Annotated in this window: 14 protein-coding genes; 11 read left to right on the top strand and 3 right to left on the bottom strand. The window is 58.9% G+C overall.

The features are described from left to right. Positions 1–6 precede the first annotated feature (6 nt). Positions 7–1,110: a porin gene (locus GNZ13_RS09920; RefSeq protein ID WP_236001929.1), complete on the bottom strand. Its 1,104-nt coding sequence runs from the start codon at positions 1,108–1,110 to the stop codon at positions 7–9. A gap of 325 nt (positions 1,111–1,435) precedes the next feature. On the opposite strand from GNZ13_RS09920, the gene GNZ13_RS09915 reads away from it, so the two are divergent. The 11 genes from GNZ13_RS09915 to GNZ13_RS09865 all read left to right on the top strand — a co-directional run bounded on the left by GNZ13_RS09915 (position 1,436) and on the right by GNZ13_RS09865 (position 12,199). Beyond that, positions 1,436–1,990, top strand: a complete 555-nt coding sequence (locus GNZ13_RS09915) for a bacteriohemerythrin (protein WP_236001920.1) — start codon at positions 1,436–1,438, stop codon at positions 1,988–1,990. Positions 1,991–2,040: 50 nt separating this feature from the next. Further along, positions 2,041–3,012, top strand: a complete 972-nt coding sequence (locus tag GNZ13_RS09910) for a PDR/VanB family oxidoreductase (protein ID WP_216674781.1) — start codon at positions 2,041–2,043, stop codon at positions 3,010–3,012. A gap of 44 nt (positions 3,013–3,056) precedes the next feature. After that, complete coding sequence (locus GNZ13_RS09905; protein ID WP_172162914.1) at positions 3,057–4,358, top strand: Rieske 2Fe-2S domain-containing protein; 1,302 nt, start codon at positions 3,057–3,059, stop codon at positions 4,356–4,358. Between the two features lie 24 nt (positions 4,359–4,382). Next, complete coding sequence (locus GNZ13_RS09900; RefSeq protein ID WP_172162911.1) at positions 4,383–5,651, top strand: Rieske 2Fe-2S domain-containing protein; 1,269 nt, start codon at positions 4,383–4,385, stop codon at positions 5,649–5,651. Positions 5,652–5,664: 13 nt separating this feature from the next. Further along, complete coding sequence (locus GNZ13_RS09895; RefSeq protein WP_172162908.1) at positions 5,665–6,489, top strand: SDR family NAD(P)-dependent oxidoreductase; 825 nt, start codon at positions 5,665–5,667, stop codon at positions 6,487–6,489. 83 nt (positions 6,490–6,572) lie between these two features. Next, positions 6,573–6,914, top strand: coding sequence for an alpha/beta hydrolase family protein (locus tag GNZ13_RS09890; RefSeq protein WP_216674780.1), 342 nt, complete (start codon positions 6,573–6,575; stop codon positions 6,912–6,914). Positions 6,915–7,033: 119 nt separating this feature from the next. Further along, the gene (locus tag GNZ13_RS09885; protein ID WP_172162905.1) at positions 7,034–7,714 is read left to right on the top strand and encodes a MarR family winged helix-turn-helix transcriptional regulator; all 681 of its coding nucleotides are present in this window, start codon (positions 7,034–7,036) and stop codon (positions 7,712–7,714) included. A 319-nt stretch (positions 7,715–8,033) separates the two neighbouring features. Further along, positions 8,034–9,359: a tyrosine-type recombinase/integrase gene (locus GNZ13_RS09880; RefSeq protein WP_172162902.1), complete on the top strand. Its 1,326-nt coding sequence runs from the start codon at positions 8,034–8,036 to the stop codon at positions 9,357–9,359. Between the two features lie 293 nt (positions 9,360–9,652). Beyond that, positions 9,653–9,943 carry a hypothetical protein gene (locus GNZ13_RS09875; protein WP_172162899.1) on the top strand — a complete coding sequence of 97 codons (291 nt, stop codon included), beginning with the start codon at positions 9,653–9,655 and terminating at the stop codon, positions 9,941–9,943. A gap of 160 nt (positions 9,944–10,103) precedes the next feature. After that, positions 10,104–11,039 (top strand): hypothetical protein, encoded by a 936-nt coding sequence (locus GNZ13_RS09870; RefSeq protein WP_172162896.1) that lies wholly within the window; start codon positions 10,104–10,106, stop codon positions 11,037–11,039. A gap of 311 nt (positions 11,040–11,350) precedes the next feature. Then, entirely contained in the window at positions 11,351–12,199 is an 849-nt protein-coding gene (locus GNZ13_RS09865) for a hypothetical protein (RefSeq protein ID WP_172162894.1), read from the top strand. 160 nt (positions 12,200–12,359) lie between these two features. Here the strand turns inward: GNZ13_RS09865 and GNZ13_RS09860 are convergent, their stop codons facing one another. Further along, positions 12,360–12,578, bottom strand: coding sequence for a hypothetical protein (locus GNZ13_RS09860; RefSeq protein WP_172162891.1), 219 nt, complete (start codon positions 12,576–12,578; stop codon positions 12,360–12,362). A gap of 203 nt (positions 12,579–12,781) precedes the next feature. Then, the gene (locus GNZ13_RS09855; RefSeq protein ID WP_172162888.1) at positions 12,782–13,123 is read right to left on the bottom strand and encodes a hypothetical protein; all 342 of its coding nucleotides are present in this window, start codon (positions 13,121–13,123) and stop codon (positions 12,782–12,784) included. Between the last annotated feature and the right edge of the window lie 773 nt (positions 13,124–13,896).

Below are 13,896 nucleotides of genomic sequence, written 5' to 3'. Positions count from 1 at the left end.
GACCATTTAGAACTGGTGGCGAATACCCACCATCGCACCCGATTGATTCACCCCGGGCAATGGCGAGGAGGCGGGTGGGATCACGCCGCCGTCAATCGTGAACGCTGCATTGCGCTGGTTGAACACACGCCCTGCGGTGACGTATACAGAAGTGCGCTTGGACAATAAGTACGTCGCGCGCGCTGCGAACAGGGAGGCTCCCGCGGAACTCCCGCCGTTCACCGATATATGTCCGAACTGGGCGTCAAGGGCGATTTGTGGCAGGACGAAATAGGTCCCGCCAAGCCACCAGTAGTTGCTGACCGCGTCGAAAAGGGTCGGCGTCTGCGCCCCGTGATTGATTCGGTGGAGAAATCCCGCACCGATAGTCGAGGTACCAAACTTCACGTAGCCGTCGATGACGGCACGTGTATCAGTTTGCGAGCTACGCGGCAGGGGCGAGCCGACGCCGCCACCACCGTAGTTGCGGTCGAAGGCCGTCGCGATGCCCCATGTCGCCGCTTCATATTTCACCATGGCAGATATCGACTTGCAGGCCCGCCAGTCCGTCGGCGACTGCCCGGCACATCCTCCGGCCTCCGCGGGATCCACCCCGTCACGCCCCAACGAATACGTTGCACCCACGGTCAGCCCCGACGACGTGAAGGAGTAGGCGACGGCGTTGTCGAGTCGCGGTTGAGCCAGGTACGGGTCCAGATCACCGGCGGCATAGACATTCGGCCCCATCGTGTCACCCGGCAAGGCCCAATAGATCTGAGAGTATTGCCGGCCCAGGGATAACGTCCCCCACCGCCCTGCAAGCCCGACATAGGCCTGCCTGCCGAATAAACGACCACCCTGATTCAGCGCGCCCGTTGACGGGGCGAAGCCCGACTCCAATACAAAAATCGCGCTAAGACCACCACCCAGATCCTCCTTGCCACGGATACCCCACCTTGAGGGTATCGATCCCGTGAGCGACGGCACACGCACCACGCTGGACTTTTGACGACCGACGTTTGTCACGTACTCAACGCCGGTATCGATAATCCCATACAAGGTGACAGAGCTCTGTGCCTGGGATACTCCCGGCGCACATACCGCAAGAAACGCGAGTCCTCCCCCAATCATCCGACGCCACGAAAAGCCACCCCCCGTCCGACTCAACTGTGAACCCATCATCTGTCTCCGTTTGGTTATGTGCTTCCGTGGAAGATAATTTTTGATCATCTTCCATGTCAAACTATTTGCTGTCGGGAGTTACCCGAACCCGGCGCTTCACAGGTTCGTGATCGTCATATCCGGCAAACCTTTCGGCCGAAAATTCGCCGCCTTTTTTTGAAATTTTCATATGTATAGGCGTTTGCCCTATCTCGACATTCACCACGCAATTAAATATCTTCCTAGGAAGATCAGATAGACCAGCGTGATCAACTGAGCAGGAGTGCGTTGACAAATGAAAGATTTGGAAGAGCAACAGACAATTGACGGCCGCGGTACCGCGCCATCGCCGAGCCCAGCAGTAGCGTCATCAATGGTCGAGTCAACGCAACATGCGAGGGGGAAGGATCGTGTAATCCCTGGCTTCGCCTGGCACGACGACTATGCACTTGGCCATCAGACGATGGACGAAACCCACCATGAGTTTGTCGCATGTGTACACGCGCTTCTGACTACGGACGACAACAATCTTGAGAACGCGCTCGAAGCGTTTGCCGAACATGCGCACCGCCATTTTGACGACGAAGACGCCTCGATGCGCGAGACAGCCTATGGTTCAGCGGGTTGCCATATCGACGAGCATGCGGCCGTGCTCCGGTCGCTCGACGAAGTACGCGTCATGCTGGCTGATGGACGAACCGAGGTTGTCCGCTCTTTTGCCAGAGCGCTGATGGACTGGTTTCCGGAGCATGTGCGCGTGATGGACCAAGGTTTGGCGCGCTGGCTAGTGCAACGCCAGTTGGGCGCCTCGCCAGTAGTCATCCGGCGTCGACTTCACATCGCCGCGTGACACGCAATCCTCTTTATGCCTACATCCCCATGGAAGATAAATCGATCCCAATGAACACCTTGCTGCAAGTCAAAGTCTCCGCCAAGATTTGGCTGGCGGACGACATTGCCGGCTACGAGCTCTCGCCGTTGTCGGATGGTGAACTGCCCGCCTTCGAAGCAGGTTCGCACATCGACCTGCACGTGCCTCAGGGTCCCGTGCGTCAGTACTCCTTGTATGACTTGCCGGGCGAATACCCGTGCTACCGGATCGGCGTGCTGCGTGACCCTCAATCACGCGGCGGCTCGGTGAAACTTCTCGAGGACGTGCATGCGGGAGACACGCTCACGATCAGCGCCCCGCGCAACCACTTTACCCTGCACAACGGTCAAAAAGACCGTTCGATTCTGTTCGCGGGCGGCATCGGCATCACGCCAATCCTCTGCATGGCACAGCAACTGGCGCGCGAGCACCGCACATTCGAGATGCACTATTGCGGGCGCACGTTGTCGCGCATGGCTTTCGTCGACCGCCTGCAACAAGCGCAATTTGACGACGAGTCGCGCGTGCACGTGCACGTCGACGACGGCGCCCCTGGCCAGCAACTCGATGCCCGCTCCGCGATCGGTTCGCCATCACCCGACAAGCATCTGTACGTGTGTGGACCCACCGGCTTCATGGACCACATCCTGCAGACTGCGCGCGAACTCGGTTGGGACGAGGGGCACCTGCACCGCGAATATTTCGCGGCAGCGTCAGTCGATTCTTCGGATGACGAACGGTTCGAAATCGAGATCGGCAGCAGTGGCCGGGTCATCGAGGTTCACGCGGATCAAAGTGCCGCGCACGCTTTGCTCGACGCCGGGTTCAACCTGCCGCTGTCCTGCGAGCAGGGTGTCTGTGGCACCTGCATGACGAAGGTGCTGGCCGGCGTACCCGACCATCGAGACCTTTATCTGACGGACGAAGAGCGGGCACGTAACGACAGCTTCATGCCGTGCTGCTCGCGCGCGAAAACTTCCCGGCTGGTGCTCGATCTCTGAGCCGGCCGGTCACCCACTGCCAAACATCGTAGCGAGGGATCAACATGTTGACCAAGCAAGATAACGAACTAATGTGCCGTACTGGCACAGGTACGGCCATGGGCGATGCAATGCGCCGTTTCTGGTTGCCCGTGATCCAGTCGTCGGACATGCCGCAGGCGAATGGCGAACCGCAGACAATTGACCTGCTGGGTGAGCGGTTTGTCGTGTGGCGCGACCAGCAGGGTCGGCCCGGTCTCTATGCAGAGGGTTGCCTGCACCGGGGTGCTTCAATGCAATTGGCCCGCGCGGAGGGCGATGGGCTGCGCTGCATCTATCACGGCTGGAAGTTTGCGGTGGATGGGACTGTCCTCGAGACCCCAAACGTCGAGGACCCGAAATTCAAGGAGCGCATCAAGGGTCGAACCTACCCAGTGCAGGAGGTGGGTGGCATCGTCTGGGGTTATCTGGGTCCAAAGGGTAAAGAGCCGCCCTTCCCGCACTGGGCCTTTATGGACCAGCCAGACTCGAACCGTATCAATGCCTGCGCAGTTGTCAACGCCAATTTTGTTCAGGTGATCGAAGGTCTTGTCGATTCATCGCATTTGACCGTCCTTCATAGTTCCGCACTGGCCAGGACTAACGACTCCAATCTCGACTATGCGAAGAAGACTTCGCACATGCAGTTCGACGCGGCCCCCAAGATCGAAGCAGACGAGACGGACTTCGGCTTCCACTATGTGGCCATCCGCCAAACCGGCGACAAGCGTATCGCTCGAGTAACGTCGTTCATCGCTCCCTGCTTCATCGCTAACGCGAACGGGGATGTCTGGCTTGCGATCGTGCCGGTGAGCGACGAGCGCTGCAACCTGTATCACGTGTGGTGGGATGCCGAAAAGCTCGTTGGCGAAGAGCCGTTGCGCAGTGAGCAACTCACGTTCGTGGGCCTGGATGAGCCGACGCTGCGCAAGTACGGGATGACGGCCGACACCTGTGACTCTTCGGCGGCAATGTCCGTTGCCAATGGCTACCGCCAGGACCGCGGGCAGCAGCGGAACGGTCATTTCACCGGTTTTGACGGCATCACGCAGGAAGACGCCGCATGCAGCGTGTCGAGCGGCGCGATTCGCGACCGATCGCAGGAGATGCTATCCACTGCCGACCTCGCGATCAGTCGTCTTCAGCGCTGCTTGCTGGCATATGCCCGGGCGGCTCGTGACCAGCAGGAGATAGCCGCGCTGCGAGCGGACGCCGGCAGCGCCATTGGCGTGTCGGGTGAGATCGGCATCGACGAGGACTGGCGCACCCTGGTTCCGCACCATCGGATCGTGTCGACCCATGCTGCACGTGCAGAGCGCAGCCAATAACGAAAGTCAGGAAAGGAGCTTTATATGTTGAGCCACGAAGACAACGAGATTCTCTGCCGTGTGGGTCCGGGTACGCCGGGGGGCACCTTGATGCGACGTTTCTGGCACCCAGTGTGCACCTCAGCCCAGTTGCCGCATCCGGACTGCCCGCCACTCCGTGTCCGTCTGCTCGGCGAGAACTATGTCGCATTCCGGGACACCGAGGGCAAGGTAGGCTTTCTGGAAGAGCTGTGCATGCATCGCGGCGCGTCGCTCGCACTTGGACGGGTCGAAGAAGGCGGCATCCGGTGCCTCTATCACGGCTGGAAATTCAGCGTTTCCGGTGCCGTATTGGAAACGCCGAACCACGCCGATCCGAAGTACGCGACACGAATGAAGGCACCGGCCTTTCCAGCGCGCGAGGAAGGCGGCATCGTCTGGGCTTACGTCGGCCCGCTCGAGTTGCTTCCGGCGTTTTCGCGCTACGCCTTCATGGACTCTGCACCGAACAATCGCGTCGTGCTGCGCATCAACGTCGCCTGCAACTATCTGCAGTTGGTCGAAGGCGGAGAGGATAGTTCTCATGTCGGCGTACTGCACACCAACATGGCGCGCCCCGGCTGGAAAGACGACGAATTCACACCCAACCCTGACGTAGTCAATCCCGCTGCGCTTGCATCCAATGACCTGGAACCGGCTCTGAAAATCGAAGATACGGCCTTCGGTTTCCACTATGTCGCTCTGCGCAAGACCGAGGACCCGAGAGTCCGCAACGCACGCGTGGTCCCATTTATCGTCCCGTACGGCCGCATCATCCCTGCCCCGGCGTTTCAGTTCACCGTCCTCGAGGTCCCCGAAGATGACACGCACACAAGCACCTACATCGTCGTCCACGGCGACGCCCCGGTGACTGAAGATAAGATCATCGAGTTGCTCGGGTTGAACGACCCCAAGTACTATGACCGCAAGAATTGCACGTTCACGGCCAGCTGGATGGACACGTTCGGCCAGAACCGCGAGCTGATGAAGGAAAACTGGACCGGATTGCGCGGCGTCGAGGTGGAGGACGCAACGATCGGGCTGTCTCAGGGCCCCCTTTACGATCGATCGCGCGAGCACCTGGTGCCCGCCGACCAGGCTGTCGTGCGCGTGCGCCGTGTGCTCCTGGATTCGATCAAGCGCGTGATGGAGAACCGGCAACCGCCAGCGCTCGGCCTTGACCTCCGGGGCGTGAGCGCCTGCGACCGGCAACTCGAAGACGGTACAGCCTGGCAAGACCTGCTGCCAGCACATCGCCAGGCAGTGACAGCCTGAGGAGGCTACTCCCGTGACCCACAACACCCATAACGATGTTCCGGACTACTTGTCCTTGTTACGACTCGACGGCCGCGGTTTTGTGGTGCTTGGCGCTGGCCAGGGCATCGGCGAGCAAACCGTTCACGCACTCGCGCAGGCGGGTGCTCGCGTGCTCTGCGTCGACCGCGACGAGGCGCTCGCCCGGAACATTGCAGACGCCGTGGCCGGGATACCGTGCGTGGCGGACGCAACATCTCGCGACGACATGCAGCGCGTGTTCGACACCGCGCGCCAGCACTTCGGCCGCATCCATGGCGTCGTCGACATCATCGGTGTTGCGGGAGTCAAGCCGCTAGCTGCCGTCGACGATGCGTCGTGGGACCAGCAATTCGATATTGTCGTGCGCCATGCTTACCTCGCGATTCAGATTGGCGGCGAAATGATGAAGGCCGATGGTGGCGGCACCTTTGCGTTTGTCGGCTCGCTCGCCGGCGATCGCGCTGTGCCGAACGAGGTTGCCTACGCGGCCTCGAAGGCGGCATTGCATCACCTCGTGCGCTGCGCGGGTGCCGAGTATGCCCCCCACAAAGTGCGCATCAATGCGGTATCTCCGGGGTTCGTCCGCACGCCGCGACTGAATCAGCGCCTGGACGAAGCGACGTGGACGAAAGTCGGTCACGCGATTCCGATTGGACGGGCCGCCACGCCGGCAGAAATCGCCGGCCACCTGTTATTCCTTGCCTCCGACCTGAGCGCCCATATGGCGGGTGAAATCATCACTGTCGATGGCGGCCTCAGCGTCCTTGCCGCCATTCCCCCCATTACGTTCGCTCCCTCAACGACCCCGACTCCCTGAAATCGACGATGTCTTCTTCCGCTCAAGACCACATCCACCCGTCGCTTCGAGCTATCGCTGCAAATGCCGCAACGAAACCGAGCATGGCAGAGGTGAGCCCCGAGGAGGCGCGCGCAGGCATCTCCGCACGCACTGCCGCACGGGCGCCGGCCCCCCGTATCGACAAGGTTTTCGATCTCGTCATTCCGGGTCTCGACGCCGGAATCCCCGTACGCATCTGCCGTCCGAAAGGCGCCATAGGGGTCACGATGGCCTTTCACGGCGGGGGATGGCTGATGGGTAGTCGCGACAGCTTCGACGCGGTATGCCGACAATTTCGCACGTATGCACTGGATCACGGTGTGACGCCCACAACCTGGAAGCTCTCGCCGTTCCTCGCCGGCCAGATAGCCGACACCTTGCGCAACGCGGTGCAAGCGGTATAGCGACGCTCCTGATCTTTGACGCGTCGTCGGAAATTCTACGTACAATTGTGCACGGCCGTATTGAGCCGGTCCCACTACAATTGGCCGGGAGTGAACATACTTCCAGGGAAGTCATCGAGATGAGCATCGCCGCCGCAAAGCGACCCGCGTCTACCCGAACCCGCAAGAATGCGGTAGTGGAGCAGTCAGTGCCCGCCAGGAAATCGAATCTTCCTGGTAGCAGCCTCATTGAGTTCATCACGCTGCAGTGGCAACGTGAACACAGCGAACTCGATCTCTCCAACTTCCTTCTCGCGATCTATTTCATGCGACTCGGCACGCTCGTAGAACAGGCGTTCGACAAAATGTGCCAGAGCCTATGGGGTATTAGCGGGTCGGACATGCGTGTGCTGCTGGCACTACGCCGCAGCGGTCACCCATACGCAAAGCGCCCGACAGACTTGTATCGAGCGCTACTCGTTACCTCGGGCGCAATTACCAAAAAGATCGACCGTCTCGCGAGCCTCGGCATGGTGGAACGTCAGCCTGACCCAAGTCACGGCGGCGGATTCATCGTCCATCTGACCAAGAAAGGCCTGGACATCGTTGATAAGGCGATAGTCAAGCTTGCGAAAGAGTCGTCGATCGCGCCTGCGATTGCACACTTTTCAGACGCGGAACGAGCTGCTGGCAATGAGTTTTGTCTGCGGACACTGGCATTGATGGAGGAATTGGTACTACCGAGCCTTGAAGGGCCTGACGATACTTCGTCGAAGTCTCGAGCCAAAGGCAGCCAGCGCTCACGAGCCAACCACGGATAATCGCACTCGTCTCTGCACACTGACAATCACCTGTACACGGTGTGCCAGCGGGGCAAAATCCGCCCCAAAACGAAAAAGGCCTTACAAGCATTGCTTGTAAGGCCTTGATTTCTTTGGTCGGGGCGAGAGGATTTGAACCTCCGACCACCTGCACCCCATAAAGGTATTCCATCGTCCCATCGCATCTCGAAGCATCCTGCTCATTGCCCCAAAAACCCCTCCACGTAAGGCTATAATGGTATTGCGCATCCGGTCTCATACCTAATTCATCCTGTTGTAACTCCGATTTTTGTCGGGGTCAACGTCGGGGTCAAAGAACATGGCGAAGCTTACCGTCAAGCAGTTGCAGGCGCTCAAACCAGCGGACATCGGCAAGGTGCTTCGTGACGGAGACGGGCTATGGGGCAAGGTGCGCAAAGCCGGTGACGGCGTGAGCGCGAGTTTTTGGTATCAATACCGCGTGGGCACCAAACGGCGCGAAATTGCATGCGGTACGTGGCCCGCCACGCCGCTAACGGAAATTCGAGAAGCGCGCAACAAGGCCCGCGACCTTGTTCGCCAGGGTCTCGACCCAATCGAGCAGCGCGAAGCTGACAAGCGCGAACGTGAAGCCGCAGAAGCCACGCGCAAGGCTGAGCAAGCAAAACAAGACGCTCGACTGACGGTACGCGCGCTATTCGCACAGTGGGCAGTGTCCGACCTCGGGGGGCGCAAGGACGGCGGCAAGGAAACCATACGCGGACTCGAAAAGGACGTGCTGCCCGCCATCGGCGAGCGCTATGCCGACGACATCAGGCGCGCTGACTTGATGAAAATCCTCGACGCCGTGAAAGCGCGTGGTGCGCCGAGACTGGCGAATCGACTGCTGGCCGAACTACGGCAAATGCTCGGTTACGCGCTCGTGCGCGAGATCGTCGCCGTTGACCCCACGAGCGGCATCGAGAAAAAGCATGTCGGGGGTCCAAATGAAGAACGGGAACGTACACTGTCCGATAAGGAACTGCGTGCCCTCCCCGCTGCGCTCAAAGCCGCCGATCTACTCGATAGCACGCAGCACGCCGTCATGGCGCTACTGGCAACCAATGCGCGAGTCGGCGAACTCATCAAAGCCCGTAAAGCCGATATCGACCTGAGCGCCGCGACGTGGCGCATCCCGGCCTCGAACGCGAAGAACGACGACACACACGTGATCCACCTGTCGCCTTTCGCGCTGATGAATATGCGGGCATTGATGGAACTATCAAGCAACAAGGTATGGCTCATGCCTTCATCGAAGGGAGACAACCATATCGACGTGAAGTCCATCACGAAACAGATCAGCGACCGACAACTGCGGTTTTATGACCGCGCCGCGCATTCGAAACGTACGACCCAGCACGCGAACGCACTCGTGCTCGGCGATGAGAAGTGGACCCCGCACGACCTACGGCGTACGGCGGCAACCCTTATGCAAGCAGTTGGCGTGCAGCCCGCCGTAATCGAAGCCTGCCTGAACCACCGCGAGCAGAACCGGATGGCGCGGGTGTATCAGCGGCATGACTACGGCCCGGAAAAGCGCGAGGCATGGGCGCGGCTTGGCGAGAGGTTGAGCGCATTGACGACCGACAACGTCATTGTGCTGCCGATGTCCGCATCTGCTAGTTGACCCTGCGGTTGCATCCTGCGCGAAGATATTTTATAGTGATCTCACATGTTGGCTCGCTGACATGTCTCACCGATAGTTTGGTCACGACGCCCGTGTTTCTCTTGGTCATCCTCGCCGGATGCAAGAAGGCGGTTCGGTCCGGACCGTTAGCGCATACGGAACCTTCGGCCCTCGCTAGATGTGCGTTTGGCAAACGCGAAGGTTCCGGCGCTGCTCACCCTATTGCGAGTTATCGCCGGTTGAATTAACCGACCGGCGCGGCCTTTGCGCGCGCCTCATGTAGAGGATGCGTGATGACTGTCACCTTCTCCAAATCCACCGCCACCTCGGCATCTGTCGCAGTTGCGACTACTTCCAAGTTGAAGAAGCGCGTCAACGGCCACCAGAAACCGAAAACGCCACCTTCGCTCGACATTCCTGATGCACGAATTCGCGTCGCGCATTTCCTTATGCTGTTGGGTGAACTGAGCGCGAGTGCGTTCTACGCTCGACTACGTATTGGCCGCGTGCCCAAGCCTTGTGGGTACGATCCACGCCCGTATTGGCGTGCCGAAATCGTACGCGAGTTCTTGCAAATCAAGTAGTCCGCTGCAACCGAATTGCAACGTTCAATTGGATGCAGTCCCTTGCTCAAGACTTAGTCAAGAAGGAACCCGGCCCGCGTCCCTGCTCTGGCTCGCACGACGGCCTCAGTCGTCCGGCGCGGCTCCGAGGTTTAATGAACCAAGGTGGGTTAAAGAAATCATGCTATATCAAGAGCTTATCAAGGAATTCCAAGTATCAGAAGACGTATTCGTCGGCATTGATAAGGTCGTGCTTTCACCGAAATGTGCTGACTGCAAACAAGGCTTCGCTATGATGCTCGGTGTCCGGGACAGCCTGAAAGCCATAGAGGGCCCAGATCTGCGCATAAAGCATCATCAGAAAAGCAGCGGCGCGATCTGGGTGGCTCGTTTGCGCAACGCAGACAAGAAGCGCATTCTGACTCTGGTGGTTGGCGTATATGGCGGCCACCCCTATGTTCATCTGGTGTTTAACCCGAGCAAACTGAACGCGGATGACTGGTTTTGGGTTGAACTATGCGTGTTCTCTTGTTTTGATCAATCACTCAATTGGCTCTTTCAAAACGCTATCGTTAAAAAGATTGAACTGTATATTGACCTCATCGGCGTCGACATCCACGGCGTCATACCGGTCACGTCGCGAAAGATCTTCCGTAAAAACTACGCGGGCAAGACTTCTGTGACGATCTATCTCGGAACGCGGACCAACAGGTTTTCGCTCGCCGTGTACGACAAGCGGCAACACCTCCTCGATACAACTAAGACAACGATCCCTCACGCCCTGACGCGCGTGGAGGCACGCTTGATCCTCGAGTCGATGACTCTGCGAGATTTAGCGGAGGGCAAGTTGAAAGACCCGCTGACCGGATCCGTGTTCATTCTCTCGCCTAAGGCGCTGGAGGATTTCTGCCTCGTCTACAAGGGAAAAGGACTGTACGAGCAAATCGAGCAAGAAGGCACGCTGGCCGGGTTCAACCTTCCCGCCCGAAAGCATATGGTTGAGGCTTTGCCATCGCGTTGCATCTCGCAATGGAAGTCACACGATGCCTGGCCGATTTTGCTGAAAATGTTCAGGCATTTTTTTCCGGACTTGGGCGGACTGCCGTATAACTTCTAACCCGGCATCCCGTGAGCGACACTGAACGCGCGCTTATGCGCGGTCTCCTACCGAACGCACCTCGACTGTCCCGGCAGCGTTGCACTTGATTGCAAAAGCGCGGTTACGCGACACTGCAGAGTTGCAAGCGTCATTACCGTCACCTGGCTTGTTCAGAGGCTTTTCATCCGGTAGGGTGAAGTGACCCGCAATCAACAAATGGCCAGCCGTGTTAGTAAGCGAACCGATCAGTACGCAACGGTCGGAAGGCAACGATGAGGAACCGGCGAAGCTTTGCAATCAAGTGCACAACTCCGAAATGGTGATACCAGATGACGACGGCGAAGCAGGCGGCAGCCAACCAGCAAAACGCTCAGAAGAGCACTGGACCGTTGACACCCCAAGGCAAAACTAATGCGAGTAGCAATGCCCTGAAGCATGGAGTTCTGAGCGCGCGGCTGTTTCTCGATGACGAAAACCCGGAAGAGTTCCAGCTTCTGCTCGATGGATTGCAGGCGTCGTTGCGACCGAGCGGTAGCCTTGAACTCGTGCTCGTCGAGCGCATCGCTGTAACGATGTGGCGACAGCAACGTCTGATCCGCGCGGAAACGGCCGGTATTGAACTCGCCCGTCGTCTAGATGCGAAAAGCAATCGCCGTCAAATCGAGAACGCCATGGGCATTGTGTATCCCAAGCAGATCGAAGACGGCGATCTTGAGCCACCGCCTGACGACGACGGGCTCGACGCTGAATATCTCGAATACTGCGAAATGATAGTCCGCGAATACCACCACCTCGACCGGAAGGTACTTGAGGCCAATGACATCACGCATTTCGAGCAAGTGGCCCCTACAATGTATGCGGCGTTGCGCGAGGAAGCCGACGAGGCCAACGTCAGCGTGACAGAGTATGTGCAGACCCTCAAACGGGACCTGCTGGGCTGGGTCAACAAGACAGTCGATTCCTGCTGCTTCGAGATGGAGCACGTGCGTCGACGCACTGCTATCGCCGAGGTGGCAGACTTCGTGCGCTCCCGCCAGTCGGCGCCGATCAATCATGAGCTACTCTGCAAGTACCAGACTGCGTTGGACGGTGAACTGTACCGAGCAATTCGGGCGCTGCGGGATGCACAGGAATGGCGCCTCAAGACGCTCGACGACAGCGGCGCGATCGCGACATAGAGTGACGTGTCGGATGGAAATGGGTTCGTTTTGGAAGGCTGGCGATCGGCAACGAGGGCACGCGACGCCCTGCGGTCTTTGCAATCAAAGTGCACGACTACAAGGCTGGCGCAAGGCCGCCCGTACCGCACCAGATTTCAAGTCAATTTCTCGTGATCACTTAAGACTGGCGATCGGCCTTTTCGCCTGAGAAGGCTCCTTCGCGTACCATATGAGTATTCGCGCGCATGTTGCCTCGACGTTTTCCGGCCGACGTGTGGCTGGGTTTGCGGGTATGTTTTGCCCTTGGGCGCAAGGACAATACATCCAGCACGGCTAACAGTGACAGCGCCACAATGCCCAGAAAAATCACCGTGCCGACGACGTTTAGCAAGTTCATCTGCCGTTCCCTCAAATGGCAACACGACCTGTGTCTGCCTGATTCGCATCCGGCCGATGGCCCATCAGCACGGCGAAGCCCAGGCATCTGGCCACCAGATAGAGCACTATCTTGGCACCGCGGTTAGCTTCCACGCGCTGGGACGCAATTGGGTCATAGCTCATGTCATTCCCCAGTGTGTGCAATTGATTGCCAAGTCGTGCTCAGTAATAGCGGCACCACTCGCGACCCCAGCGGTCGTACCAGCAGTACTGGCGCGACTCCTGTGCTGCAGCGGCGGCGCCCAGTACAGCGAGGCCGGTGCCCAGCACGGCTGCGCCGAACGCATTCGCTTTCTGTGCGTTATTGGCCGACTCAGCTTGGGCGGCGTTCGCCGACGTGTAATAAACGTTCAATTCCGCGTTGCAGTTGTCGCCCCACGTGTCCGGGTGCGCCCGTCTGCACTGCTCGAAGGTTTCCCTGTCCTGCTGCGCTTGTTGTTGCATTTGCGTACTACACCCCGCGAGCAGTCCAGCCAGTAATCCAACGGCTACAGATCGTTTCATCACGTCCCCCAATTTTGTTTTCATGGCGGCGTTTTGTTGTCTGTGCACCAACCGCCTACGGATCATGGTTCGCGCGGCACGAGCGGGTTCGTTGCGCTTATGGTCGAACGCGACGATAGAAACGGATTGCTGAGCCGCCTGGACGGCGGTCGGAGTGTGTGTCTGGACAAGTCTTCCCCGGTTCGCGTATCGTTTCTCTGCTACCCGTGCTGCTGTTTTGAATTTGCTCGGAGCGGCAACTTAACGGTCTGCGCGGTGCCTGCGCAAATGGCGCGCCTCGCAATCAGATGCACGTCCTCACAGGATCCGGCTCTCATCTGGCGATTCTGCTGCTCCGCGCAGCGCTGCTCCGTCCGGCGCCGTGAACCGTGTCTCCGGGGCGTCGTCCTTGCAAGCTCGAAGCATTGCTGCGACCAGCACACCGAGACACGCGCCAAAGGATCCCCCAACTACAAAGCCAAGTAAGAATTCCATCGTTTCCCCCGTTGCAATTGATTGCAGGATAGAAACCAACCGTTCATTCGCTGCCGGCGAGGCGCGCGCGCTCGAAATAACGCACCCTGCACAGCACTATCCTGATACCCCGAGCGCACCACATCATCCTCGCCAATGTCGACCGCGATCACGCCGCGCTGATAGCGCTCGCGGTTGCAGCCTTTCAATCGTCACGCGTGACGCGAAGGACTAAGTGGCAAGGATCATGTTGAGGACGCGGCACGTATGTTCGTTTCCCGTCCTGCCGGAAATGCGAATGACGCGTTGCCGACCTGGTG

Source organism: Paraburkholderia elongata, assembly GCF_013177735.1.
Taxonomy (GTDB): Bacteria; Pseudomonadota; Gammaproteobacteria; order Burkholderiales; family Burkholderiaceae; genus Paraburkholderia; species Paraburkholderia elongata.
The sequence above is the reverse complement of the archived record's forward strand: the minus strand, read 5'-3'. Positions and strand labels throughout refer to the sequence as shown.